Annotated in this window: 28 protein-coding genes; 20 read left to right on the plus strand and 8 right to left on the minus strand. The window is 49.8% G+C overall.

Going from position 1 to position 26,072, the window contains the following annotated elements:
• The first annotated feature begins 187 nt into the window (after window positions 1-187).
• From aroA to ACJAYR_RS10065, 6 genes are all read left to right on the plus strand, one after another.
• On the plus strand, window positions 188-1,540 hold the full coding sequence (gene aroA, locus ACJAYR_RS10040) for a 3-phosphoshikimate 1-carboxyvinyltransferase (protein WP_415236480.1): 1,353 nt from the start codon (window positions 188-190) through the stop codon (window positions 1,538-1,540).
• The gene (gene cmk, locus ACJAYR_RS10045) at window positions 1,537-2,160 is read left to right on the plus strand and encodes a (d)CMP kinase (protein WP_415236481.1); all 624 of its coding nucleotides are present in this window, start codon (window positions 1,537-1,539) and stop codon (window positions 2,158-2,160) included. Before aroA ends, cmk begins: the two co-directional genes overlap by 4 nt.
• A 152-nt stretch (window positions 2,161-2,312) precedes the next feature.
• Entirely contained in the window at window positions 2,313-4,022 is a 1,710-nt protein-coding gene (gene rpsA, locus ACJAYR_RS10050) for a 30S ribosomal protein S1 (protein WP_169543785.1), read from the plus strand.
• A 45-nt stretch (window positions 4,023-4,067) separates the two neighbouring features.
• Entirely contained in the window at window positions 4,068-4,973 is a 906-nt protein-coding gene (gene sppA, locus ACJAYR_RS10055) for a signal peptide peptidase SppA (RefSeq protein WP_415236482.1), read from the plus strand.
• A 51-nt stretch (window positions 4,974-5,024) separates the two neighbouring features.
• A complete protein-coding gene (gene ihfB, locus ACJAYR_RS10060) occupies window positions 5,025-5,312 on the plus strand; it encodes an integration host factor subunit beta (RefSeq protein ID WP_169543783.1) in 288 nt (95 codons plus the stop codon).
• A 28-nt stretch (window positions 5,313-5,340) separates the two neighbouring features.
• Entirely contained in the window at window positions 5,341-5,673 is a 333-nt protein-coding gene (locus tag ACJAYR_RS10065) for a LapA family protein (RefSeq protein ID WP_415236483.1), read from the plus strand.
• A gap of 104 nt (window positions 5,674-5,777) precedes the next feature.
• Here the strand turns inward: ACJAYR_RS10065 and ACJAYR_RS10070 are convergent, their stop codons facing one another.
• Window positions 5,778-6,551, minus strand: coding sequence for a glutathione S-transferase family protein (locus ACJAYR_RS10070; RefSeq protein ID WP_415236484.1), 774 nt, complete (start codon window positions 6,549-6,551; stop codon window positions 5,778-5,780).
• Window positions 6,552-6,649: 98 nt separating this feature from the next.
• Here ACJAYR_RS10070 and ACJAYR_RS10075 point away from each other — a divergent pair, with 98 nt between their 5' ends.
• The 7 genes from ACJAYR_RS10075 (at window position 6,650) to ACJAYR_RS10105 (ending at window position 13,130) form a co-directional block, all read left to right on the plus strand.
• Complete coding sequence (locus tag ACJAYR_RS10075; RefSeq protein WP_415236485.1) at window positions 6,650-7,354, plus strand: helix-turn-helix transcriptional regulator; 705 nt, start codon at window positions 6,650-6,652, stop codon at window positions 7,352-7,354.
• Window positions 7,355-7,444: 90 nt separating this feature from the next.
• Window positions 7,445-8,152, plus strand: coding sequence for an orotidine-5'-phosphate decarboxylase (pyrF, locus tag ACJAYR_RS10080; RefSeq protein WP_415236486.1), 708 nt, complete (start codon window positions 7,445-7,447; stop codon window positions 8,150-8,152).
• 1 nt (window position 8,153) lies between these two features.
• Complete coding sequence (locus ACJAYR_RS10085; RefSeq protein WP_415236487.1) at window positions 8,154-8,810, plus strand: phosphoribosylanthranilate isomerase; 657 nt, start codon at window positions 8,154-8,156, stop codon at window positions 8,808-8,810.
• 14 nt (window positions 8,811-8,824) lie between these two features.
• On the plus strand, window positions 8,825-10,036 hold the full coding sequence (gene trpB / locus ACJAYR_RS10090; protein ID WP_415236488.1) for a tryptophan synthase subunit beta: 1,212 nt from the start codon (window positions 8,825-8,827) through the stop codon (window positions 10,034-10,036).
• Entirely contained in the window at window positions 10,036-10,851 is an 816-nt protein-coding gene (gene trpA, locus ACJAYR_RS10095) for a tryptophan synthase subunit alpha (RefSeq protein ID WP_415236505.1), read from the plus strand. Before trpB ends, trpA begins: the two co-directional genes overlap by 1 nt.
• Before the next feature lie 13 nt (window positions 10,852-10,864).
• Entirely contained in the window at window positions 10,865-11,812 is a 948-nt protein-coding gene (gene accD / locus ACJAYR_RS10100; protein WP_415236489.1) for an acetyl-CoA carboxylase, carboxyltransferase subunit beta, read from the plus strand.
• Between the two features lie 16 nt (window positions 11,813-11,828).
• A complete protein-coding gene (locus ACJAYR_RS10105; RefSeq protein WP_415236490.1) occupies window positions 11,829-13,130 on the plus strand; it encodes a bifunctional folylpolyglutamate synthase/dihydrofolate synthase in 1,302 nt (433 codons plus the stop codon).
• Between the two features lies 1 nt (window position 13,131).
• Here the strand turns inward: ACJAYR_RS10105 and ACJAYR_RS10110 are convergent, their stop codons facing one another.
• A complete protein-coding gene (locus tag ACJAYR_RS10110; RefSeq protein ID WP_415236491.1) occupies window positions 13,132-13,821 on the minus strand; it encodes a response regulator transcription factor in 690 nt (229 codons plus the stop codon).
• Between the two features lie 311 nt (window positions 13,822-14,132).
• On the opposite strand from ACJAYR_RS10110, the gene ribA reads away from it, so the two are divergent.
• Together ribA and ACJAYR_RS10120 are read left to right on the plus strand one after the other, a co-directional pair.
• On the plus strand, window positions 14,133-15,251 hold the full coding sequence (gene ribA, locus ACJAYR_RS10115) for a GTP cyclohydrolase II (RefSeq protein WP_415236492.1): 1,119 nt from the start codon (window positions 14,133-14,135) through the stop codon (window positions 15,249-15,251).
• Window positions 15,252-15,370: 119 nt separating this feature from the next.
• Complete coding sequence (locus ACJAYR_RS10120; protein ID WP_415236493.1) at window positions 15,371-16,321, plus strand: hypothetical protein; 951 nt, start codon at window positions 15,371-15,373, stop codon at window positions 16,319-16,321.
• Here ACJAYR_RS10120 and ACJAYR_RS10125 read toward each other — a convergent pair.
• Window positions 16,318-17,217 (minus strand): DMT family transporter, encoded by a 900-nt coding sequence (locus tag ACJAYR_RS10125; RefSeq protein ID WP_415236494.1) that lies wholly within the window; start codon window positions 17,215-17,217, stop codon window positions 16,318-16,320. The two genes, ACJAYR_RS10120 and ACJAYR_RS10125, sit on opposite strands and share 4 nt — an antisense overlap.
• A gap of 44 nt (window positions 17,218-17,261) precedes the next feature.
• On the opposite strand from ACJAYR_RS10125, the gene ACJAYR_RS10130 reads away from it, so the two are divergent.
• Window positions 17,262-17,774 carry a L,D-transpeptidase family protein gene (locus ACJAYR_RS10130; RefSeq protein WP_415236495.1) on the plus strand — a complete coding sequence of 171 codons (513 nt, stop codon included), beginning with the start codon at window positions 17,262-17,264 and terminating at the stop codon, window positions 17,772-17,774.
• Here the strand turns inward: ACJAYR_RS10130 and ACJAYR_RS10135 are convergent.
• Entirely contained in the window at window positions 17,761-18,384 is a 624-nt protein-coding gene (locus ACJAYR_RS10135; protein WP_415236496.1) for a TetR/AcrR family transcriptional regulator, read from the minus strand. The genes ACJAYR_RS10130 and ACJAYR_RS10135 overlap by 14 nt on opposite strands.
• A 122-nt stretch (window positions 18,385-18,506) precedes the next feature.
• Here ACJAYR_RS10135 and ACJAYR_RS10140 point away from each other — a divergent pair, with 122 nt between their 5' ends.
• The gene (locus ACJAYR_RS10140; RefSeq protein WP_415236497.1) at window positions 18,507-19,913 is read left to right on the plus strand and encodes an MATE family efflux transporter; all 1,407 of its coding nucleotides are present in this window, start codon (window positions 18,507-18,509) and stop codon (window positions 19,911-19,913) included.
• Here the strand turns inward: ACJAYR_RS10140 and ACJAYR_RS10145 are convergent.
• Complete coding sequence (locus ACJAYR_RS10145; protein ID WP_415236498.1) at window positions 19,910-20,581, minus strand: YggS family pyridoxal phosphate-dependent enzyme; 672 nt, start codon at window positions 20,579-20,581, stop codon at window positions 19,910-19,912. The genes ACJAYR_RS10140 and ACJAYR_RS10145 overlap by 4 nt on opposite strands.
• A gap of 101 nt (window positions 20,582-20,682) precedes the next feature.
• Between ACJAYR_RS10145 and ACJAYR_RS10150 the strand changes: the two genes are divergently transcribed.
• Window positions 20,683-21,240 (plus strand): thiamine phosphate synthase, encoded by a 558-nt coding sequence (locus ACJAYR_RS10150; RefSeq protein ID WP_415236499.1) that lies wholly within the window; start codon window positions 20,683-20,685, stop codon window positions 21,238-21,240.
• Window positions 21,241-21,250: 10 nt separating this feature from the next.
• On the opposite strand, the gene ACJAYR_RS10155 is transcribed toward ACJAYR_RS10150, so the two are convergent.
• From ACJAYR_RS10155 to ACJAYR_RS10165, 3 genes are all read right to left on the minus strand, one after another.
• Window positions 21,251-22,087, minus strand: coding sequence for a sulfotransferase domain-containing protein (locus ACJAYR_RS10155; protein ID WP_415236500.1), 837 nt, complete (start codon window positions 22,085-22,087; stop codon window positions 21,251-21,253).
• A gap of 8 nt (window positions 22,088-22,095) precedes the next feature.
• Window positions 22,096-22,920, minus strand: coding sequence for a sulfotransferase domain-containing protein (locus ACJAYR_RS10160; RefSeq protein WP_415236501.1), 825 nt, complete (start codon window positions 22,918-22,920; stop codon window positions 22,096-22,098).
• A gap of 122 nt (window positions 22,921-23,042) precedes the next feature.
• Window positions 23,043-24,134, minus strand: a complete 1,092-nt coding sequence (locus ACJAYR_RS10165) for a porin (protein ID WP_415236502.1) — start codon at window positions 24,132-24,134, stop codon at window positions 23,043-23,045.
• A gap of 397 nt (window positions 24,135-24,531) precedes the next feature.
• Between ACJAYR_RS10165 and ACJAYR_RS10170 the strand changes: the two genes are divergently transcribed.
• The gene (locus tag ACJAYR_RS10170; protein ID WP_415236503.1) at window positions 24,532-25,107 is read left to right on the plus strand and encodes a DUF3576 domain-containing protein; all 576 of its coding nucleotides are present in this window, start codon (window positions 24,532-24,534) and stop codon (window positions 25,105-25,107) included.
• 104 nt (window positions 25,108-25,211) lie between these two features.
• Window positions 25,212-26,072 (plus strand): class I tRNA ligase family protein (locus ACJAYR_RS10175; protein WP_415236504.1); only part of this gene is annotated, 861 nt, incomplete at its 3' end.

Consider the following 26,072-nt stretch of genomic DNA (forward strand, 5'->3'; position numbering starts at 1 on the left):
TGTTTCACAGACGGTTACTAGAATCAGTTTGCGCTCAAGTGCCAGAATATGGTGGTTCTGTCAAAAGTTTCTTTTACCCTACACACAGGAATATGTGACAAACGTTAAAAAGACTGATAGAAATATCGCATTGTTTCAAACCCTTTGATCCTGTCAGCGTTAATTGGACAGGGATCCATTTGATCATATGACCACAAAAAATAGCACTCAAAGACCAGTGACATCCAGTCGCTGCGGGCCTTTGCGCGGTGAAATCACTGTGCCAGGCGATAAATCAATGTCTCATCGTTCCTTGATTCTGGGAGGGCTGGCGGTTGGCAAAACCACTGTCTCGGGCCTTCTGGAAGGCGAAGATGTTCTGTGCACAGCAGAAGCCATGCGCAAACTGGGAGCATCCATCGAACGGTGTGAGGATGGCACATGGGAAATTCACGGTGTCGGCGTTGGCGGCCTGCAAGAGCCCGATACCGTTCTGGATATGGGAAATTCCGGTACGGCCGCCCGCCTGTTGATGGGCGTTGTCGCAAGCGCCCCCTTCACCACGTTTTTTTCCGGGGATGCGTCCCTTCATAAACGGCCCATGCGCAGGGTTGCTGTCCCCTTGGAAGAAATGGGCGCGCAGATTACATCGCGAAGCAACGCCCGTTTCCCCTTGGCGATTACCGGTCAGGACCTGATACCAATTGATTATCATCCGCCCGTCGCATCGGCACAGGTGAAATCCTGCGTTATGCTGGCTGCCTTGGACACGCCGGGTATAACCACCGTGACCGAAAGCAAACCAACCCGTGATCACACAGAAAATATGCTCAGTCATTTTGGCGTCACTGTTGATGTGACCCAGAACGAGGATGGAAGCAGGGTAATTGCGGTTGCCGGTCAACAGGAAATGCAAGGGGCCGACATTCTAGTGCCCGGCGATCCCTCGTCCGCCGCTTTTCCTGTCGTTGCCGCCGCCATCCATGATGGATCAGATGTAACGCTAACCAATGTTGGACTTAATCCACTTCGCGATGGTATTTTTGAAACCCTGTCCGACATGGGCGCCGATATTCAAATCAGCAATGTACGCCTGCAGGCAGGCGAACAGGTAGGCGATATTCGGATCCGGGGCGGCATGCTGAAAGGCGTGACCGTTCCGCCTGAGCGGGCTGTCTCCATGATCGATGAATATCCCGTATTATTTGTTGCCGCGGCCTTTGCCCATGGCACAACCACCATGCGGGGGCTTGAAGAACTCAGGGTCAAGGAAAGTGATCGCATTTCCGTAATGGCCGAAGGTCTGAAAGCCTGTGGTGTCTCCCTTGAAGAAGTGGAAGACGGCCTTATTATTCATGGCCGGGCGGTTCCGCCAAAAGGCGGCGCGACTGTTAACACAGAACTGGATCACCGGATTGCCATGTCCTTTCTTGTTTTGGGCAGCGGCTCGGAAGAGCCTGTAACCGTGGATGACGGGGCTGTTATGGAAACAAGTTTCCCCGGCTTTACAACATTGATGAACAGTTTGGGCGCTAAAATCGGACCCAAGGCCGCATCATGATTATTGCCGTAGACGGACCGGTTGCCGCCGGAAAAGGAACATTAGCAAAACGAATCGCTGCTAAATATGGCTATAAATATCTGGATACCGGGGCGTTATATCGCGCTGTTGGCCTGTTCATGCTTCGCCATGAACAGGATCCATCCGATCACGCCCTGGCGGCGGCGGCGGCGCGAAATGTTCACGAAATATCGTTGGATGATCCGGATCTTCGCAAAGAAGAAACCGGTAACGCAGCCTCTGTTGTGGCCGTCAACAACGATGTCCGCGCAGCCTTGCTGGACTATCAAAGATCCGTTGCGAAACATAGGGATGGTGCGGTTTTGGATGGTCGAGACATTGGAACTGTGGTCTGCCCGGATGCCGATGTTAAACTGTTCGTCACCGCCAGCAGCGAAGAGCGCGCACACCGCCGACTTGCCGAGCTGGTGGCCAAAGGAGAAACAACCTCATATGAGGCCGTTCTAAAAGATCTGGAAGAACGGGATGCCCGTGACCGATCTCGAACTTCTGCTCCCTTGGCAAAAGCTGACGATGCACACTTGCTTGATACAACAAAATTGGATATAGAGGCAGCACTTGAAGCGGCTTGCCGGATTATTGATGCCTCTAAAGGGTAACAATTTTGACAACCAACTCAATAAATCGTTCCGCCACGTAGGAACAAATGAATAGCGTTTTCCATACGTGCGACAGAAAACTGGAAAACAAGTGGCCGTGGATCCACCGGAAAACCGGTATGGCCTGATAGGGATCCCAAGGATATCAAAATATGTCTAATACTACTTTAGCTGAAGGTCGTGCAGTAGAAGATTTTGCTGCCATGCTCGACGCGTCCTATGGGACAAGTGAGAGCCTTGAAGGTACTGTTATCAAAGGAACGGTTGTCAGCATCGAAAAAGATCTGGCCATCATCGACGTTGGACTTAAGTCTGAAGGTCGTATTCCTCTTAAAGAATTTGCAGCTCCTGGTCAGGACGCTGATTTAAAGCCGGGTGACACTGTAGAAGTGTTCCTGGAACGCATTGAAAATTCCGCTGGTGAAGCTGTCCTGTCTCGTGACAAAGCGCGCCGTGAAGAAGCTTGGGGCAAACTCGAAGTTGCTTTCGCTGCTAATGAACGGGTTGACGGTGTCATTTTCGGTCGTGTTAAAGGTGGCTTCACTGTTGACCTTTCAGGCGCCGTTGCCTTCCTTCCAGGATCACAGGTAGACGTTCGTCCGGTTCGCGACATTGCGCCACTCCGTGGTATTCCACAACCATTCCAGATCCTGAAAATGGATCGTCGTCGCGGAAATATTGTTGTTTCCCGTCGTGCAGTTCTGGAAGAGAGCCGTGCGGAAGCCCGTGCAGAGCTTATCGGAACACTGGAAGAAGGTCAGACACTTGAGGGTGTTGTTAAAAATATCACCGATTACGGCGCGTTCGTTGATCTGGGTGGTGTTGACGGCCTGCTGCACGTTACTGACGTTGCATGGCGCCGTGTTAATCACCCATCTGAAGCCCTCACCATCGGTGAAACTGTTAAAGTACAGGTTATCCGCCTGAACAAAGAAACTCAGCGCATCAGCCTGGGCATGAAACAGCTTCAGACAGATCCTTGGGATAGCCTCGAAGCGAAATATCCGCTGAACGCTAAATTCACAGGTCGCGTCACCAATATCACTGATTATGGTGCATTCGTTGAGCTGGAACCAGGTGTTGAAGGTCTTGTCCACGTTTCAGAAATGAGCTGGACCAAGAAAAACGTTCATCCAGGTAAAATCGTTTCTACCTCTCAGGAAGTAGAAGTGATGGTTCTGGAAGTTGACGAATCCCGTCGCCGTATCAGCCTTGGTCTGAAACAGTGCCTGGACAACCCTTGGGAACAGTTTGCTGAAACAATTCCTGTCGGAACAACCATTAAAGGTGAAGTCAAGAACATCACTGAATTTGGTTTGTTCATCGGTCTCGAAAACGACGTAGACGGCATGGTCCACATGTCAGATATCGACTGGAACGAGCCTGGTGAAAAAGCGATCCAGGAATACAAAAAAGGCGACGAAGTTACAGCCAAGGTTCTTGATATCGACATCGAGAAAGAACGGATCAGCCTCGGCATCAAGCAGATGAGTGAAGATCCATTTGCCGGTGCAACTGAACTGAAAAAAGGCTCGGTTGTTACTTGTACTGTTACTGCAATCCAGGAAGCTGGCGTTGAAGTAGAAGTCTCCGAAGGTGTTGTCGGCTTCATCCGTAAGGGTGATCTGAGCCGTGATCGTGCCGAACAGCGTCCTGACCGCTTTGCAGTTGGCGACAAAATCGATGCGAAAATCACTTCTATCGACAACAAAACCCGCAAAGTTACTCTTTCCATCAAGGCGAAAGAAGTTGCTGAAGAAAAAGAAGCCGTTGCACAGTATGGTTCATCCGATGCTGGCGCGTCTCTTGGCGACATCTTGGGTGCAGCAATGCGCAAAGCCAACGAAGGCGACGAAGAGTAAGGATCAGGTATTTAATGGCCATGTTTAACTTGAACGAGGGACAGCATGTCCATTGATACTGATGCAATTATTGACAGGCGCCGTTTAAAGCGGCGCCTGTTTTTTTGGCGCGCAGCCACGGTTATCGTTGTGCTGGCCGCCCTTATCACATTTACCGTTAATATCACCCAATCTGACAGTGGACCCTATGTGGCCAAACTGGATGTTTTCGGGGTCATTATTGAAGATGAGCTTCGTCAGGAAGCCATTGAACAAATTCTTTCCGATGATGACGCGACCGCCCTTGTGGTCTATATCAACAGCCCCGGCGGCTCCACCTATGGCAGCGAACGATTGTATAAATCACTGCGCCGGGTTGCCGAGAAAAAGCCTGTTGTCACGGTTATCGGAACCATTGGTGCCTCTGGCGGCTATATGACAGCCCTTGCCGGAGACCATATTTTTGCAGGCGAAAGCTCCATCACCGGATCGATCGGTGTGATCGTCCAGACAACCGAGTTTTCCGCGTTGATGGATAAACTTGGGGTAACTGCCAATTCCATCACCTCTGGTAAATTAAAAGGGGAACCCTCTCCATTTAAACCTATGAGCGAAGAGGGCCGGAAGAACTTGCAGGAAATGGTCAATCAGACCCACAACTGGTTCGTTGATATGGTAGCGGCACGGCGGCCAATGGATCGGGCCCAGGCCGAAAAACTTGCGGATGGCGGGATCCAAATCGGCCTCTCAGCTGTCAAATCGGGGCTGATCGACTCGCTTGGCGATGTTCGTGAGGCGCGTCGCTGGCTGGAATCAGAGCGGGATATTTCTTTGGACTTGCCCCTTGTTACAGTCGATTATAGTGCGCCGAAAGGGGCTTTAGAGCACCTTTTGGAAGGGATGTTAGGGAAAAGCGTTATATCTGAAAGACTTACACTTGACGGACTGATCTCCCTTTGGCACCCTAATTAGGAACAATTTGATCTAAAAAATTTAGACAACAAAAAGCAAGGGCGTCTCAGAATGATAAAATCGGAGCTTATTGCAATTCTTGCAGAGAAAAACCCGCACCTCTATCTGCGGGATGTAGAACGCATCGTAACGACAATATTTAGTGAAATTTCAGAAGCAATGGCCCGGGGGGATCGGGTCGAGCTTCGCGGATTTGGGGCATTTTCTACAAAAGAACGTTCTGCAAGGATCGGTCGCAACCCACGAACAGGGGATGCTGTTCAGGTTGAAAAGAAATATGTACCTTATTTTAAATGCGGTAAAGAATTGCGTGAAAGATTGAACGACAGTAAAGCTTAACTGTTCTCATCTTTGCGAAGGCCATTCTATGAAACTGATTTCCTGGATCTTTTTGATCTTTCTTGGCATTTTTGTCATAACGCTGAGTATTGGGAATAGAGAATCCGTTAGTTTCTCTTTATTCCCACTGCCCTTTGTCATGGACGTGCCTCTTTTCATGTTAATCCTGGCGGGTGGATTTCTGGGAGTACTGCTGGGCGCCTTCAGAACGTGGATTTCTGACGGAAAACTTCGGCGGGAAAACCGACAGCTGAAACAGGAAGTTGGCAAACTGAAGGGTGACCTCTCTCGATTAGCCGCAGAAAAAACACCCGAGTCCGATAAAACAACTCAGCAGGCGCTGGCCAGCCCGGATAAGTGATCCGCAAAACGGACCCAACATCCAATCCTTCAAAACCGATGAGCGGGGATCAGGCTTTTGTCCTCCGCTCATGGTTTCCTTCCCTCACTTCAAATGCTTAAATCTCAGGATGCGAGTTGCTGGTCAATAGCATGCCTGTATAACGCTTCATCCCCGCCTCCACGTAACGATTGAGGCCAGAACTCGCCCTTCATCCGCTTCACATAAGCCACCAGATTGTCATGCTTTTTAAGCGCATCCGTTACGGCGTTATTGACCGGTGAGTAATACAGATTGGCGAGCAACCCATAAGCACTTGCATCTGTAAGAGTTGGGGCATTCCCATGGAAATAGAGGTTATCGTTCAATAATGCACTGAGCGCCCGTAGATCCATATCCGCCTTTTTATATATTTCTTCCATCGTGTGACGGGCGATCCCTTGTGCCACAAGGTTGGCTTGAACTTTTTTGCGGACCTTTTTTGAAATAAAGCCTCTGAGAAAAGCAGGCGCGGGCGCAAAGAAAATCTCCTTAAACCCGGGCCAGTTTTTTTCATCCGACCAGCGCGAATAAACCATAATGAAATAAAGATGTTCTTCAATCAGCCGACGGATCATGACCCCTCTGGCTTTTTCGACATCCGACATCAGAAAAGCCGGGGGCACGGGAACTGAAAACTGATCGGTAATATAATCAATAATGCATTCAGAATCGCCCAGAACATGCCCGTTGACCGTTGCATACGGAACTTTTCCCTTGGGTCCCATTTCCTGCGCGGTCCAATGCACATCATAGTCCAGACCCATCATTTTCAACCAGGTTTCCAGTTTTAATCCGAAAGGGCTGAGTTGTAGGCCCGGTGTTGCCGGAAATTCGTGAACAGTAATGGATAATGACATCTTTCTTTCCTTCTTCGATATGCAGATATCACTTGATAGCAGGCCCCTACTGACAGCATATTGTCAGGAGTGTGTCAGCAGGAAGGAAAAGTCAGCAGATGAGAAGAGCCGATCGACTGTTTCAGGTGATCCAGATCCTGCAAAGCACCGGAAATGTCATTACGGCAGCCATGATCGCCGATGAACTGGAAGTGTCCACACGGACCATATACCGGGACATTCAGGACCTGATGGCCAATCGGGTCCCCATACGCGGTGAGGCGGGAACCGGTTATATTCTGGACAAGGGATATGACCTGCCGCCCCTGATGTTTAATGAAGAAGAAATTGATGCGGTTATGTTGGGGGTGCATTGGGTCCTTTCCAATGGGGATCCGGATATTCAGCGGGCTGCCCGGGATGTGCTTGGGAAAATTCGCTCTGTACTGCCAAAAGACCGACAGGAATTGATGCAGTCTGCCCGGCAGGTTGTTCCCCAGCCGCCCCAACAGGCCCCCATCCAGATTTCTATGCCCATGATCCGCCGTTCAATTCGCGAACGACGAAAATTGGAGGTTGTCTATCGGTCCTTGTCTGGCGACATATCCCAGCGGGTGATTTGCCCGATGATTGTTGTTTTTTTTCAAAATATCCAACTTCTGGTGGGCTGGTGTGAACTCAGACGGGATTACCGTAATTTTCGGATGGATTGTTTTCAACAGGCTGTGCCGCTGGACCGATTTTTCTCCCGTTCTGACTTTGAAAGTTTGGACAGTTATCTCAAACGCTCAAAAGAAAGCCAGCAGTCTGAAAAATCCGGATAATCTGGCTTCTATCCCTTTTCTTCTGAACAAAATCGGCTATTATCGCTTGATTTTCGCGATATACACTCCTTTTCATCATAAAAGGTTCAAATGAGAAAACTTCCCTCAAATCCGGTTTTTACCGCGATTGACAAATATGACCTTCTAGAGGCCAAAAAGGTCGGCCAAGAGGTGGCCAGCATTACCGGTGGCATCAAGCTGGGAAAAGAATTTTTCACGGCCAATGGTCCGCAAGGCATTCTGGAAGTTGTCGGCACGGATATCCCTCTTTTTCTCGATCTGAAATTTCATGATATCCCGAATACGGTTGCTGGCGCGGTCCGATCCGCCGCCAAAGCCTTTCAGCCAAACATGCTGACCATTCATGCTGGCGGTGGGCCCGCGATGATCCGCGCGGCAGCAGACGCATCGGCCGAATTTGCCGAAGCCCGGCCATGGATACTGGCAGTCACCGTCCTGACCAGCATGGATCAGGATGATCTGGCGGCGACCGGTGTCGCGGGCCAAACAACGGATCAGGTGATACGACTGGCGCATCTGGCGCAGCAAAATGGCGCCGATGGGGTTATTTGCAGTCCACTGGAGATTTCGGCGTTACGTGCGGAATGCGGCCCGGACTTTAAATTGGTCGTTCCGGGTATTCGACCGGCTGGCAGTGATCATGGCGATCAGAAACGGGTGAAAACACCGGTGGAAGCCCTTCGGGAAGGCGCCGACTATCTGGTCATTGGCCGGCCGATTTCAAATGCCGCGGATCCTGCTGCAGCTGTTACAAAAATTGTTCAGGAACTGGCGTAAGATGACACGGGTAAAAGCGAAAATATGTGGCTTGAACGACCCCCAAGCCGTCGACGCTGCCGTCACCGGTGGGGCATCCCATATTGGTTTGGTATTTTACCCGCCCAGCCCCAGAAATGTGAGCATTGAACAGGCTGCGGATCTTGTGGGCCCGGTTCCAAAAGAGATTACGATTGTCGGATTGTTTGTTGATCCGGACGACGCGTTCCTCGAACAGGTCCTCAAAGCCGTTCCTCTTGATCTGTTGCAACTGCATGGATCGGAAACCCCGGCCCGTGTCGGTGACATTCGCGCCCGCTTTTCACTTCCGGTAATGAAGGCCCTGAAAATTGCAGATAAAGAAGATCTGGCCTCTGCAAATCAGTATAAAGATGTCGCTGATATGCTTTTATTTGATGCAAAGGCACCAAAAGACATGAAAAATGCCCTGCCGGGTGGAAATGGGCTTGTGTTTGACTGGCGAATGCTGACAAATACTCCCCTTTCCCTGCCATGGATGCTGGCCGGTGGATTAAACAAAGAGAATGTTGCTCAGGCTGTTACAATCAGCGGAGCAGATTTCGTTGATACCTCTTCAGGAGTGGAAGAAAAGCCCGGGAAAAAAGACCCCGCGGCAATCCATGAGTTCCTGAAAGTCGTATACGAAATACGGAATTAAAAAACAGGTAAGTCATGACGCAATTAAATACATACCGGGCAGGCCCGGACGAGACTGGTCATTTTGGACAATTCGGTGGTCGTTTCGTAGCCGAAACTTTAATGCCCCTCATTCTCGAGCTGGATGACGCATATGAAGCCTCCAAAAAGGATCCTGAATTTGCCAAGCAGCTGGCAGGCCTTTTAAAGCATTATGTGGGGCGCGAAAGCCCGTTGTATTTTGCCGAAAGACTGACCGACCATTTTGGCGGCGCGAAAATCTATTTGAAGCGCGAAGATCTCAATCATACGGGCGCGCATAAAATCAACAACTGCATGGGTCAGATCCTACTGGCCCTGCGGATGGGCAAAAAGCGGATTATTGCCGAAACCGGCGCCGGTCAGCACGGGGTTGCAACGGCAACAGTTGCTGCCCGCTTTGGTTTGCCCTGCGCCATTTATATGGGTGAGACCGATATCGAACGGCAGAAACCCAATGTGTTCCGCATGAAATTGATGGGCGCGGAAGTTGTACCGGTGAAATCCGGCTCCCGTACGCTGAAAGATGCGATGAACGAAGCCCTTCGGGACTGGGTCACCAACGTGTCGGATACCTTCTACATTATCGGAACCGTTGCAGGACCGCATCCGTATCCTGCCTTGGTCCGCGATTTCCAGAACGTCATTGGTGAGGAAGTACGCCGCCAGATAATGGAAGCAGAAGGCCGCTTGCCTGATACCCTGTTGGCTTGCATCGGTGGTGGCTCTAATGCCATGGGTCTTTTCCATCCCTTCCTCGACGATGAAGGCATTGAAATCATTGGCGTCGAAGCCGCTGGACATGGGATCGAAACCGGACAGCATGCGGCCTCGTTGAAAGGCGGACGTCCAGGTGTCCTGCATGGAAACCGCACCTATCTGTTGCAGGATGACGACGGACAGATTATCGAAGCCCATTCAATCTCGGCGGGCCTGGATTATCCCGGCATTGGGCCTGAACATAGCTGGTTGAACGATATGGGCCGTGTAAATTATGTCAATGCGACCGATGACGAGGCGATGGAAGCCTTTCAGCTTTGCTGCAAGCTTGAAGGGATTATCCCGGCGCTTGAAACCAGCCACGCCTTGGCGCATTTGAAAAAAATTGCACCAGACCTACCAAAAGATCATGTGATTGTTGTCAACCTCTCCGGTCGCGGGGACAAAGATATCTTCACTGTTGCCGACGCACTAGGAGTTGAACTGTGATTGAGACCCGTATTGACCGCCGCTTTGCTGCCCTGAAGGAACAAGGCCGTTCGGCTTTTGTGACTTTCGTTATGGCCGGTGATCCGGACCTGGAAACTTCTCTGGAAATTATCAGGGGATTACCTAAAGCCGGTGCGGATATCATTGAAATCGGAATGCCGTTCACCGATCCCATGGCAGATGGCGTCGCCATTCAGCAAGCCGGCCTCCGGGCGCTGGCATCGGGGACAACCCTGAAAGCCACACTGGACCTTATTCGGGCGTTTCGAAAAGATGATAACGACACACCAATTGTTTTGATGGGCTATTACAACCCAATTTTCTCCTATGGGGTTGATGCATTCCTCAAAGACGGCAAAGAAGCAGGGATCGACGGTCTTATCATTGTTGATCTTCCGTCAGAAGAAGACGAAGAACTTTGCGTCCCTGCATTGGATGCCGGGCTAAACTTCATTCGTTTGACGACACCAACCACAGATGATGTTAGATTGCCAACCGTGTTGAAAAATACATCTGGTTTTTTATATTACGTTTCTATTGCAGGAACGACCGGCGCTGCGGCACCAGAACCGGCTGATGTTGCAAAATCACTTGAACGGATCCGCAAGGCAACCGATATGCCCATTGCAGTAGGGTTTGGCATCAGAGCACCAGAGCAGGCCGCGGCAATTGCCGAAATCGCAGAGGGTGTCGTTGTTGGCTCTGCACTCGTTGAATGTGTTGCTAATGCAGCGACAAAACAGGATGCCGTCAAAGCGACCTTGGCTCTTGCATCGGACCTCTCTACCGGCATTCGTGCCGTGAAAAAGAATTGACAGGAACACCTAGATGAACTGGTTGACCAATAAAGTCCTCCCGAAAATCCGTCAGCTTACAACAACGAAGGATACCCCGGACAATCTGTGGGTGAAATGTTCTTCCTGTGGTCAAATGCTGTATCACGCCGATCTGATGGCAGACATGAACGTTTGTAGCCATTGTGATCATCATATGCGCATCGGACCAAAAGACCGTTTCAAGATGCTGTTTGACGACGATTCCTACGATGTCATCGAATTGCCGGAAGTGCAGGTTGATCCGCTGAAATTCAGGGATTCTCGCAAATATACAGACCGCCTGCGGGATGCGCGCAACAAAACATCTGACAAAGATGCGATGATTGTTGCCCATGGCAAACTTGGCGGAAATAAAGCCGTCATCGGGGTTCAGAATTTTAACTTCATGGGCGGCTCTCTTGGTATGGCTGTTGGTGAAGCCATCGTGGCGGCGTCCAAACTGGCCATCTTGCAAAAAGCACCGCTTATTCTGTTCACATCAGCCGGTGGTGCACGCATGCAGGAAGGCATTTTGTCTTTGATGCAGATGCCGCGGACAACGGTTGCTGTCCAGCGCCTGAAAGAAGCCCGCCTCCCGTTTATTGTTGTGCTGACTGATCCGACAACTGGCGGCGTTACAGCGTCTTACGCCATGCTGGGCGATATCCAGATTGCAGAGCCCGGTGCGCTGATCTGTTTTGCAGGCCCCCGTGTTATCGAGGAAACCATTCGCGAAAAATTGCCCGAAGGCTTTCAGCGCTCTGAATTCCTATTGGAAAAAGGCATGCTGGACATGGTTATTCATCGGAAAGAGATGAAAAGCACTCTGGCCTCTATCATTGACCTGATCGCCAACCAGAAACAAAGCATGTTACCGGCTGAGGATGTGGTTGACGAAAGCCCGGAAGTCATCGAAGAGGCTGTTACCGAGGAAGTTGAAGGGTCTGAGCTCCCCAAGTAAGATAAAAGGCTACATAATGCCGGATCAACATAGCGACACCATCCTGTCGCGCCTGATGGCCCTTCACCCCAAGATTATTGATCTTAATCTGGACAGAATGGCCTATATCCTGGAAAAACTGAACCATCCCGAGCGGCATTTGCCGCCGGTGGTTCATGTTGCCGGAACCAATGGCAAGGGATCGTTGATTGCCACCTTACGGTCTATTCTGGAGGCGGCGGGCTACTCAGTCCATGTTTATACATCCCCTCATCTCGTCCGATTTGCTGAAAGGATCGTCCTGAACGGTGATATTATTCCGGAGCCGGAACTAACCGATCTTCTGTTGAAATGTGAAGAAGCCAATGGCACGGATCCCATTACCTATTTCGAGATCACAACCGCAGCTGCCTTCAAGGCCTTTGCAGAAAATCCTGCCGATATTCTTTTGCTTGAAACCGGATTGGGAGGTCGACTGGATGCCACCAATATGGTGGATAAACCAGCCCTGACCGCCATTACACCCGTTTCCCATGATCATGAACAGTTTTTAGGGTCGGATCTTGCCGGTATTGCCCGTGAAAAAGCCGGGATTATGAAAAACGGCGTTCCAGTGGTCATTGGCCCGCAAGACGCGCTGGTAAAAGACACCCTGCAGGAACATGCGGCCGATGTGGGTGCCCCGGTCGTGCCTCATGAAGATAGCTGGTCGTTTGAAATACAGGCGGATCACTGGATCTACAAGGGGGGCGATCTGTCGGGTGCCTGGCCCAACCCAGCTCTGAAAGGTGCCCATCAAGTGGCAAATGCGGCAACTGCCCTTGCCTGTCTTGAGCAGCTTAAAGGTTTTCATATTTCGCCGGACGCCGTAAAAACCGGACTTGAAACTATTGTGTGGCCCGCGCGGCTTCAGCCGCTAACCAAAGGCGTCCTTCCCAGTCAGGTACCGGATGGGGTCGAGATTTGGCTGGATGGCGGCCATAATGAAGCCGCAGGTGCCCGCATTGCAGAGAGTTTTAAGGAATGGAACGGAGCGGAACCTGTCCCCGTTTACCTGATCTCAGGAATGCTGAACACCAAAGACCAAATTTCATTTTTCAGAAAATTGCAGCCGATTGTTGAAAAAGCCGTTGCGGTGCCCATCGATGGGGAAACGGCGGCGACACCGGCGGCTGAACTGGCAACGCTGGGACAGGCGGCAGGTCTGGATATGACAACAGCCCCCTCGGTTGAAGAGGCTGTCGATATTCTTATTCCTCATCTGGCCAAGCGGCCCTGCCGTCTATTGATCTGTGGAAGCCTGTATCTAGCGGGCCGGATCCTGAGAGAAAACAGCTAAGCTATGGGGCCAGACGGTATCCACCGGTTTCTGTAATCAGGATCGAAGCCGACGACGGATCTGTTTCGATTTTCTGGCGCAGACGATAAATGTGGGTTTCCAGCGTATGGGTGGTCACTTCCGCATTATAGCCCCACACCTCATTCAGCAGAATATCCCGGGAAACGACCTTTTGCCCTGCACGGAACAGATATTTCAGGATAGAGGTCTCTTTTTCAGTCAGACGAATTTTCTGCTCGTTATCTTTTTGAACCAACAACTTTTTTGACGGCTGAAAACTGTAGGGACCGATCGTGAAAATGGCATCTTCGCTTTGTTCGTGCTGGCGAAGCTGAGCCCGAATACGAGCCAACAGAACGCCGATCCGAAACGGTTTTGCCACATAATCATTGGCCCCGGACTCCAGACCTAAAATCTGATCACTGTCACTATCCTGTGCGGTGAGCATGATGATCGGTGCCCGTGATCCGTTTTTACGCATGATTTTACAGGCTTCCCGCCCGTCCATGTCTGGCAGGCCCACATCCAGCAGAACCAGATCAAAATGACCATTTTTAATCATTTCCAGTCCATCGGCCGCACAGGCGGCCTGCTGGGTTACAAATTCTTCATGCAGATCCAGCTGTTCCGCCAGTGTTTCTCTAAGACTGTCATCATCATCCACCAGAAGAATCTTTTTAACGCCTGACATGGATATCTCCCCAAACTGAGTTCTATTCAACGGTCTGTCGAGACATCTCGGTACCAGTCCGCTGCCTCTATGTTATCCTATTTTTGCGCCGTTCAAGGGGCAAACACAGCATAACCCGACGGTTCTCACGTAACTGTGATAACCCTGTTCTACCACGACACAATCCTGTTACCACTTATAATACTGTTCCAGTGGGACAGTGAAAGTTTTCAGTTAAAGATTGTACAATGTTATACTATAACGAAATATGTTGGCTTAACTGCAATGCAGCTGATACAACAGGACAAAAATAACCTACTCGGCGACACTCCATGACAGCAGATATAAAAACAGACCCCGACACTAAAAGCTTGCGACGCGTGGATCGAGCCATTGCAGATTTACGGCGCGGGCTTCCGGTCGTTATTCATTCTGAAAATGGGGCCGTTGTCGCTTTATCAACTGAAATGGCGTTCGATGCAGAGCTCGAAAAACTAACCGCGATGGGCGAAACCCCTTTTCTTGCCCTGACGGCGCACCGGGCCAATGTTTTGCATATCAAACCAACCGGCGAAAATACGATCCGTGTGAAGATTGAAGACTGGATGGATGTTCCTCTGATGCGCGCCCTTGCAGATGCAACCCACGATCTGGACCATCCCTTCAGGGGACCGTTTTCGCGGTTAAAAGGGGCTGTTTCAAAAGCGTGTGAGAGCTCTATTAAATTGGCGAAGCTGGCCCGCCTGCTTCCTTCAACACTGGTCAGTGAAATTGACGCTGATACCGCTGAAGACCTGGCCGCAAGTGAAGATTTAGGCATCCTCCACGCGTCGGAAATTTTTCAATATGACGAACGGGCCGCCTTTCAGCTTCATCCTGTTGCGGGCGCGTGGGTTCCCCTGCAAGGGTCTGAAAATACCCATATCCAATCCTTTCGTCCCATTGACGGCGGTATCGAACATCTGGCGATCCTGATCGGCGATCCAAACCGGCATGAACCTGTTCTAGCCCGCCTTCATTCAGAATGTTTTACCGGGGATCTCATCGGATCTTTAAAATGTGATTGTGGGGAACAGCTTCGCGGCGCCATCAAAGCCATTGCGGATCAAGGATCTGGTGTATTGCTTTATCTGGCGCAGGAAGGGCGTGGTATTGGCCTGATCAACAAGTTACGGGCCTACAAACTGCAAAAAGATGGATTTGATACCATTGATGCGAACGAACGTCTGGGTTTTGATGCCGACGAACGGGTGTTTAGGCCCGCAGCGGAAATGCTGAAACATCTGGGGTTCAACAAGGTTCGCCTTATGACGAACAACCCGGAAAAAGTAGAAGGACTGGATCGCTGCGGCATCGACGTTGTCGAACGGGTGGTTCACAAATTTCCCTCCAACAGCCATAACGAACTGTATCTGGCGACCAAACGGAAAAAAAGTGGCCATTACCTCTAGGCGGTAGGCTTTTCCCGGAAAAATCTGCCCATCACGAAGCCTGCCGGTTTACACGCCGCAGTTTTCTGCCTCTCTTCTCTGGCACAGACTTTGCTTATAAAAGGTCAGAGGAGAAAATAATGAGTGTTGCTAGCGTTCAAAACGATCCATTTGCCTATCTTGATCAAGCGTATCAGGGTGCCAATAATGAGGTTCGTTATACGTCTGTTGAAAAAACCACCGCCGAAGCGCCGTCAGATGCTGCGGCGGGAACGGAAGAAGATTCAACAGCACTCTTTGGCGAAGACGGATTTGGGTTCGACGATTTTCTCGATATCATCAATCCGCTACAGCATATTCCCGTTATTTCCAACCTATATCGAGAATTCACAGGGGACGAACTGAGCCCGGGCGCACGAATGATCGGCGGCGGAATCTTTGGCGGCGGGGTTGGTTTGGCTTCTTCGGTGATTAACTCTGCCATCGAAATGCAAACGGGCAAGGATATCGGCGGTCATGTTATCGGCCTTTTCACCTCGGATGACGAAACAAGCCCCGCGCCGCAGGCTGTGGCAGAAGTAACCGGTCTATCAAGCGCCTCAGTCGCTGATACACAAGCCCCCTCACCCGTTCTACAGGCTGCCAGTGTCGCTGCCGTAAATAACGCTCCCGTAGCGGCAACAGGGCCTGCAAACAAGGTCTTGCCTGTCATCAATGAAGGGGTCCGTTCGTCCGCGCCGAATGACGCGAGCAACGTTCCTGAGCCAAAATTGTTTATGGGTCTGGAATGGAAGGGCGGCGCTCCGAATATAGGCGACAATATTAAACAACTGGAGACACTACAGAAGAAGAACCTGTCAGAATCCCAAATGAACGAGATTTTTAAAGCCTTTGGTTCTGCTGCCCCTGTTCAGCCGCAAACTGAGGTAAAACCGGTTTCACTAACGACAAAACCCGCTGATCCTCTTGCAGCAAAACAGGAACCTTCGCCTCAGCCACATACCAACCTGTATGCCGCACCGGCGGATGCAGCGGTTCGCACCCCTGTCGATCTGGGACAGTCGTTTCAGTATCTGGATACGGCCGTTTAAGACACCGTAATTGATTTTCGGCGTTTAAGCTGGGTGACAATAAGACCCGCTGTAATAAGAGCCAACCCGCCCCAGGTTTGGCTGACAGGCTCTTCCCCAAAAAACAGATATCCCCAGGCAACACCCAGTACCGGGTTAATATAGTTGTTCAAAGACACAAAGGTCGCCCCAGCGCGCATTATAACAAAAAATAGCAGCAACGTTGCAATCGCTGTTGGAAATATTCCCAAAACAAGGACGGCCGTCAACGAAGACAGATCCGGTGTTTGGCGCCATGGCGCGTCCAGAACAAGGCAGATCGGAACCGACACCAGACTTGCGGTGATCAAAACACCTGCTGCCCTTGAAACAGGTTCCATGGGCGGCATTTTACGGGCAATGAAACTGGCCGACACATAACAGAACCCACCCGCAACAATCGCCAGCTGACTAAAGGCGTTCAGTCCCAACTCAGCAAGGGCGCCGGGCCCAATCATCACAATAATCCCGGCAAATCCGATCAACACACCCATTAATCTGGGCGCTGTCAGTTTTTCATCCTTCGTCGCGAAATGCCCGATCAGAAAACTGGAAAGAGGCACAGACCCGATTAAAATGGCAGCGACAGAACTGTCGACCTCCAACTCGGCCCAACTGATCAAATAAAAGGGGACCGCATTCCCGATCACGCCAATTAGGGCAAAAAAGGTCCAGCTTTGTCGATCCGTAGGCAGCGAGACCCCCCTGATTTTCATGATCAAATATAAAAACAACGCTGCTGTCAGCATCCGACCCGACGATACGGTTAGCGGACTTAAGGTTTGAACTGCAATCTTGATAAATAGAAAGCTTGAGCTCCACATAAGGGCGAGGGCTCCCAACGCCACATAATCAAGGGTTTGTGCTTTATTTATCATGAAATTCTCTTTGGAGATGTCGCAAGGCGTTCTACAGTATCCCAATGAATATACGGGTCAAACAAAATAAAATACCGTTTGGGACAATCTCGTTTGAGGGGCAGTCATGGCCTTGTGCCGTCGGGAAAACCGGGGTCACAGGCGATAAGAAAGAAGGCGATCATGCGTCGCCCGCTGGCGTATTTCCCATCCGCGCTGTATATTTCAGGGCTGACAGGATAGACCGGCCCCGCACATCTGTACCCGTTTTTGAAATTTCGGAAAAAGACGGATGGTGCGACGACCCTTCGTCCGCAGCCTATAATCGAAAAATTACGCTGCCCTTTGAGGATCGTCACGAATGCCTGATGCGGGAAGATCATTTATATGATCTGGTTGTTGTTCTTGGACATAACGACAACCCACCCATACCGGGAAAGGGCAGTTGCATCTTCATGCATGTGGCAAAGGAAGATTATTCAGGGACAGAAGGTTGCGTTGCACTGCGTTTAGACCATCTACAATCTTTGTTAGGCCAGATATCTGCCGAAACCTGTTTGGAAATCATGCTTCCTTAGGCGGTAATGCGTCTTTGTTTAAGAATCCGATGGCCAGGATATTTTCCATATCTACCTTAACACGATCATAGGCACCCTCTTCCGATAAATGGCCCGCCCATCTCATAGACAGCAAACCATGCATACAAACCCAAAGAACCGGATTCAATCGGTCTGGTGGAATAAGAAACAGTCCCTGATTATAGGCCTCTTCCATAGGTTGGTAAGCCATCATCCTGAAGCGTTCTGCCGCTTCCAGTACTTCCGGGGCCACATAATCCTCAGGATTCTCAGGAGCAAATGAAAGACGATAGAGAGTTGGTTTTTCCTCTCCAAATTTCATATAGGTCCGACCCATAACCGTCAGCTTATCGAGAATCCCGCTTTGCTGATCCATCGCCGCTTTACACTCGTCGTATAAGTATCGATAGGTTTCCACACAGATTTTCTGCAAAAGATCCGCTTTATCTTCGAAATACAGATATGGCGTCGTCCGGCTGATTCCGGCCTCTGTTGCCAAGCGACGCAGTGTTAGCGCCTGAAAGCCTTCTTCTTCCAGGATGCGAACTGCGACCTCGATTAATTCCTTACGTTTTGCCGCAATTTGTTCTTCTGTCAGTGTTCTGGCCAAAAAATATACCTTCAACTTTTGAATTGACAATGTCAATTGACTGTGTCAATAAATCATCAATACCAATATTTGTTCTTCTGTACAAGAGTATTCTCAGCAGATGAAAGAGACAAGAGAGCGCCATGCAAAAAAATCCAGAATTCGCGGAAAACATGTATCTCAGTACCCCGTTGGCAAAACTTTTTGTCAAAACGGCGCTACCGATCATCCTGATTATGTTTACCAACGGCCTTTATACGGTGGTCGATGGCTGGTTCGTTGGACGGTTTGTTGGCGCAGAGGCGCTCTCAGCCGTCACAATGGTGTTTCCATTATACATGATTGTTATTGCACTGGGGACGCTGGTTTCATCCGGTTTTTCCAGTGTCCTTGCACGAATGCTGGGTGCAGGGGAATATGACCGCGGGGCCCATGCAATGAGCAGCGCGCTTATTTTATCTGCATTTGTTTGTGCCTTTCTGGTGGCTTTGTATGAACTTTTTGGATCAGACCTGATTATTGCGATTGCCAATGGATCGCCATCGCTTGCCGGGATGGGGGATCTTTATATTTCCCTCACAATTTTCCTGTCCCCGGTTTTCTTCCTGGTCGCCATGCTGTCTGACAGCTTTCGCTGTCAGGGAAAACTGGGATTAATGACGTTAATTACGGTTCTGTCCGTTCTTTTCAACATGTTCTTTAATTATCTGCTCATCGTTGAATTTAATATGGGGGTTGCAGGTTCTGCCTACGGCACGGCCCTCGCCCAGACCGCCGCCAGCATTATTGCCCTTGGCTACATGTATTCCAACGATGGGGTTTTGCGATTCAAAATAAGCCGGTTTGCGGATCTTTTTCGCCATTGGTTTGACTATATCGCCTTGGGTGCCCCAACGAGCCTGTCCTATATCGGTGTTTCGGCAATGTCAGCCAGCATCATCTATCAGATTCAGATCTGGAATGCAGATACTTACGAAACCACCGTTGCCGCTTACGGCATTGTAACCCGGCTTTTAACTTTCGGTTACATGCCCCTGTTGGGTCTAACCCTTGCGCAACAGGCGATTATCGGGAACAATTTTGGAGCCAGAAACTGGGATCGCGTGGTCAGCAGCCTCAAAATTACCATTGTCACATCACTTATTTATTGTGCGGCGTTGCAGATCATTTTCATTACCCTTGCCGGGCCGATCAGTTCGATCTTTGTTGATGATCCCCGTGTAATTGCGGAAACAGCACGCATCCTGCCACCGCAAATCCTTCTGTATTTGCTCTTTGGCCCCCTGCTGATGTTGCCGAGTTTTTTCCAGTCAATTGGCGATGCTAAACGCGCCGGGATTTTGGGTCTTACCAAAATTTATGTCTTCGGAATTCCGTTTATTCTGTTTCTGCCAACCTTGATCGGCGAAATGGGGATCTGGTATGCCGGGGTGGTGACTGAAGTTGCCGCGCTTTCTCTATCAAGTCTCGTATTGTGGCAGGTTTTCAGCAAAGGGAAGCGCGGAAAAGCCTTTTTGGAAACCCGCGCCGCCAATGCATCCGCAGACTAGGACGTACGGGTGCCAAAAACACCGGTCCCCACTCTGACCGATGTTGCTCCAAACTGAACAGCTGTTTCAAAATCGCCGCTCATGCCCATACTCAATTTTTCAAGACCGTTTCGGGCGGCGATTTTGCCAAGCAGAGCGAAATACGGGGCCACCTGTTCCACATTGGGCGGAATGCACATAAGCCCTTCTACGGTCAAACCATGGGTTTCCCGGCATTCCTGAATGAACGCATCCGCCTCATCAATCGGAATACCGGACTTTTGCTCCTCTTCCCCAATATTCACCTGGATATAAACAGGTAGATCCTTTTCCGCCGCTTTTATCTCTGCTGCTAGTATTTTTGCAAGTTTGGGGCGGTCAACCGTCTGAATAACATCAAACAGGGCGACGGCTTCCTTTGCTTTGTTGGTTTGCAAAGGACCAATAAGATGAAGTTTTATGTCCGCAAATTCTGACTTGAAACCAGGCCATTTGCCTTGCGCCTCCTGAACCCTGTTTTCCCCGAACTCCCGGTGCCCCGCCTGTAACGCATCGCGTACCCGCTCATCAGGCTGCTTTTTCGAAACGGCGATTAGGGCCACGTCCTCAGGATTACGTTGCCATTTAACGGCAATTTTGGCGATTTTCTTTTTTAAGGATGCCAGATTTTCAGCAACTTCACTCATCATTCACTCAATTCCGATTGCGGACCTGTTTCCATAGCAAATAGCAGAGGCTGCGTTTAAAAAAAACCTTTAAGCCTCTTCCATGACAATGATAGCCTGTATCCATGACTGACCCCAACCTCTTTTACTTTACTGATGACCAACGCGGAGCCGATCCCGTCAAAATGGCCGAAAAACTTCCCACCAATACGGGAATTATCTTTCGCCATTACCAAACGGAGTATCGGGCATCCTTAGCGCATGAATTGTCTATTTTATGCAAAAAACGGAAATTAAAGCTGATTATCGCGCAAAATCCGGCGTTATCTAAAAAGATCAGGGCCTTTGGATGTCATTTACCGGAATATATGGTCCAGCGATTACCCCTCTTGAAACATCAATATCCGGATCTGTATTTCAGTGTTGCCTGCCATTCTATCCGGCAGGTCCTGCAGGCACAGAAATACGGGGCCAACGGGGCCTTTTTATCCCCGCTTTTTCCAACCAAAAGTCATCCCGGCAGCCGGGTGTTTAGCCCCTATTCTCTTTGCAGCGCCCGGCAAAAGCTGACCATGCCTGTTTACGGGCTTGGTGGCGTAACAAATCAAAAGGGCCAGTTTTTAAAAGGTCTGGGATATTCAGGATATGGGGCAATCAGCGAGCTGGAAAACAGATATCTGTAAGGGTCTGCCATTAATATCCGTCCGGTAGATATCCGAACCGTTTCATCTGGGCATAATTGGGCCGAACAATCCGTTCAATTTGATCCACCGTCAGTTTGGATTTCCACTGACCGGTTTTCCCAACCCGGAAGAAGCTTTTGCTATGCTGGGATTTTTCAGTAAAACCATCCCGTTTTTCCATTTGCCGCAAGGCCTTGAACGAACATTGTTTAGCGGCTTTTTGAACCTGTTTCAAATCCGGTTGCGTGCCTAAAAAAGTCAGTATTTCACTGAACATGTCAATCGGCGTTGCATGAAGATCTTCATACCGCACCACAAAGACAGGAAAAGGGGGCGTTTCCGACCAACTTTTCACATTTTCCGTCCACGAACAGAATATCTGCCGGACCATTGTCTCGGTCGGAGCCGTGCTGCCATTGGGATTGCTGATAAAATCGATGGCTTTGTCCACTGTCAGCCCAAAATGATCGGCGACGGATAGGACCAAATCCAGCGGATTTCGGATGATATACAAACCCGATGCCGTAACGGTGGGCGTAATCAGCGGAATATCATAATAGGTGGACAGCAAATTATGGGTCTTTACAAAAACCTCGTTCGGTTTTTGCGCGGCAATGTGAGAATGTGCCAAGGGCGTTAGCGCCATGATTTCTGCGTCTGACAGGCTATCGACATTTTTGCTGGTCACCGCGCGGTAGGATGTTTTGCTGGATCCGCCAAAGGTGGACAGATCAAGGGTGTTGAGATCCTGTTTCTCTTCCGGTCCTTTGAAATAGCTGTTCAGAAACATCCGAACCCAGGTGTTTCCAGACTTCGGATAGGAGGCCAGCCAAACGATTTTGCCCATAAGACCCTCTATAGATAGCCGTGCTGCGCCATCATCTGTGAATGAACGTCAGTTATACGCTTCACCTGATCATCTGTCAGGGTTGTTTTCCACTGGCCTGCTTTACCGGATCTGAAAAAGGTTTCCGTCTTATCGGACCGTTCGGTAAATCCGTCTTTTTGTTCCTGTTTTTGCAATACCTTGAACGAAGACTGCTTGATCGCTTTATTCAAGGAGTTTTTGGTCGTTGGTATCTGCAGAAATTTTGCGACGCCGCCAAAGGTTTTTGATGGTTTAAACAGCATATCTTCATACCGGACCACATGCATGAAATCTGGATTGAACTTCTCCCAGCTTTTACAATGATCCGTCCAGGTGCCATAAATCTGCGGAAGTTTATAGTCATCTTCCGGGGTCTGCGCCTGTGGATCGTTCATAAAGTCGATAGCTTCATCGATGGAAAAGTCAAAATGATGGGCCAGACTGATCACCACATCCAAAGGATTACGAACAATAAAAAGAGCACCGGCCGTCTGTTCAGGGGTAATAAACGGAACATTCCAGTTTTTGATCAGGGCATTGTGCGTTTTGACAAAAACGGATTCCGGTTTAGAGCGCACCATGGCTTCCTGTGCTTTGGGGGTAAGCTGCATTACCTCTTCAGGGGTAAGGCCCGTCAGCGGTTTCCCATAGGCCTTTTCATACCAATATTTCTGACTATCCCCATAGGTGAAGTTTGCCAGTTCATTGATGTGAACAGATTGTGTCCGGTTTTGAATCAAATTGTGAAGGAAGGACCGCATCCATGTATTTCCCGATTTGGGATAGGATGCCAACCAAATAATGCCGCCCATTAAGTCAGTACCTCTTATTTACGTCAGGGCATTGTAGCGGGCAGAGAGGGGTAATCAATCATAGAATAAAAAAAGGGGCAGACCGAAGCCCACCCCTCTTTAATTGGTATCTGTTCTTCAAATTAGAAGGACAGTGAAGTACCTACGAAGAATACTGTTGCATCTTCGCCTTCTGAACCAGTTGTATCTTCGTCACCATCCCAGAACTGGATACCACCGAAAGCAGTGATTCCTGGTCCAAGAACGTACTGACCGCCGAGTACAACAGCGTGCAGAGTACCGTCACCAACGTTAGCTACACCAAAAGCGTTGTTGCCTGCAGGTGTGTCGTCGTCGATGTCAACGCCAGCATACTGTACGCCGATTTTCCAAGGACCCTGACCGTAAGTAACACCTACGTTCCAGTCTTGACGATCGTTGTCGTTAGCTCCGCCATCGTTGTCAGAGTACTTGTAAGCACCGCCAACAGAGAAGCCGCCGAAACCAACTGTCAAGCCAGCTGCGATTTCGTCTGTGTCATCAGTTGTTGTGCGAGTGATCAGCTGGTAACCCAAAGAAGCCTGAACGCTTACAGTGTTGAATTTAGCTGAGTAGTTTACGCCTACTGAGTAAGCTTCGTCTTCAGCACCTTCGTCCTGAATTGGAGCATAAGGGCTTACGCCGCCAGATGAACCAGTTTCTTCGTCTCCATCAGGAGTGTAAGAAGCACCGAACTGGAAGCCAGAGAAACGTGGTGTGAAGTAAGTGATCTTGTCACTGTCACCAAGTTCGTTTGGCAGAGTTGAAGGTGTTGTGAAACCAGATGCGTTAGCATTTGGTGAAGACAGGCCCCAAGCTGGAACTGGTGATGGTGAAGAATAGTGCATCAGATATGCAGCTGAATCTTCAGAACCGATGTTGATACGGCCGAATGAGCCAGAAACATACATGAATGTTTCGTCAACCTGGTCGCCAGTTGCGCGGGCTTCAAGCTGGATGTTGACACCGAATTTCAGGCCATTGTCCAGAGTTGTTGAACCAGTGAAGAAAACTTCGCCTTCGTGACGGATGTCAGTAGGAAGCTGGTTTGTGTCGTTGTCGTAGTCGGCAGCAACGAATGAAGTCTGCAGGTAGCCACCGAGGCCGAGTTTGATTTTGTCAGCAGCAGAAGCAGAACCTGCTGTGAGGGCTGTAGCAGCTACAAGTGCTGTTGTGCCCAGGATTACTTTTTTCATTTTGTCTCCCCTCTGCTCATTAAGAAGCTAGAGAAATAGATTAATAAACGACGCAAGGCACTTGGCCCTGTTAGCCGAGACCGAGTAAATGACGTTACCCCCCCAACCGTCAAGCGATAGGACCTGCCTCTTTTTCCAAATTTGGAAATACTGTGCTCAAAAAGTCACAAACTATCAGCAGAACCAGTTTTTAGAGGCTAAGAGCACGGACCAAGATCTCTGTTTCAATTGCTCCGGTCCCACCAATCCAGATAAAAAACGCAAAAAAACACCGGATTCTAACGAGATTCCTTCATTCCCTTATTGTTCGCATTGGGAAGCTGCATTAGACTGGCGCCATAATTTTTAAGCCACTATAAATATGATGGTCTGGAAAACCTTTTCGGACAAATTTTCTATGGATAGTAAAGAGGATATCATTTTGATGTTGTTACGTTCTTTTCGCATGCATGCATTATTGGGTTTACTGGCAATGACCGGACTCTCAGCCTGCGGTGCAAATCTCGGAACAGAGTCCTCTTTCCCAGAAAGTCAGGGCAATCGGGTTTTCCAGGAAGGCGTTCCTAAAGAACGTCAAACCATCTTTGGGGATGGCGGGATCCTTGGTGGCACGGATAAAGACCTTCGGGACGGTCAGGGCGGCGGCGGCATCGGCGTCAACAGTTATCTGTGGCGTGCTTCTTTGGACACACTGTCCTTTATGCCTCTTTCATCTGCCGACCCTTTCGGCGGCGTGATTATCACAGACTGGTATACCCCACCTGAATCGCCAGGTGAACGGTTCAAGGTTACGGTATATATTCTGGATCGGCGCTTGCGGGCGGATGGTATTCGGGTTTCTGCCTTTAAACAAAATCTGGATACAACCAACAACTGGGTTCCAGTTGAACTAACGCCAAAAACCGTTACCAATCTGGAAAATGCCATTTTGACACGGGCTCGCGAACTTCGGATTGCGCGCGAAGGTCAATAAGCACCGGCGCCGTCAACCCTTACACGTTCTTGAATTTTTTGCAGCCCGAAATCGGGCTGCTCCTTTTTATTACAGATTATATTTGCAGAAAACGGACCACAGTCATGTCCCGCTATAACGCCAAAGAAACTGAACTCAAATGGCAATCCATCTGGGAAAAAGAGAACACTTTTGCTGTGGAGGCTGATCCCAGCCGCCCCAAATATTATGTACTGGAAATGTTTCCCTACCCCTCTGGCAATATTCATATCGGCCATGTGCGGAACTACACCATGGGGGATGTGGTTGCACGGTATAAACGGGCGCAGGGTTTTAACGTTTTACATCCAATGGGCTGGGATGCGTTTGGTCTGCCGGCGGAAAATGCCGCCCGGGATAAGAACGTTCATCCAGCAGAATGGACCTATGCCAATATTGCCAATATGCGGCGTGAGCTGAAAAGCATGGGTTTGTCGCTGGACTGGAGCAAAGAGCTCGCCACCTGTCACCCCGGTTATTACGGCAAGCAGCAGGCCCTGTTCCTCGACTTTTTGGAAAAAGGTCTGGTTTACCGCAAAGAAAGCTGGGTCAACTGGGACCCGGTCGATATGACTGTTCTGGCCAATGAGCAAGTGATTGACGGGCGAGGATGGCGTTCTGGTGCATTGGTTGAGAAACGCAAACTGGATCAGTGGATGTTCCGAATTGCAGATTTCAGCGAAGAATTGCTGAAAGGTCTGGGGACGCTGGATCGCTGGCCTGAGCGGGTACGATTGATGCAGGAAAACTGGATCGGTAAATCCCAGGGGGCCCATGTTACTTTCAAGATAACCGGCCGGGAAGACGGGCTGGAAATTTATACAACCCGTCCCGATACTTTGTTTGGTGCCAGCTTCATGGCGATTTCAGCCGATCATCCGCTGACACAGGAATTGGCCGTCAATAACCCGGCGGTTGCTGACTTTGTCGCAGAATGTCACCGCATG

The organism is Sneathiella sp., assembly GCF_047631475.1.
Classification (GTDB): Bacteria; Pseudomonadota; Alphaproteobacteria; order Sneathiellales; family Sneathiellaceae; genus Sneathiella.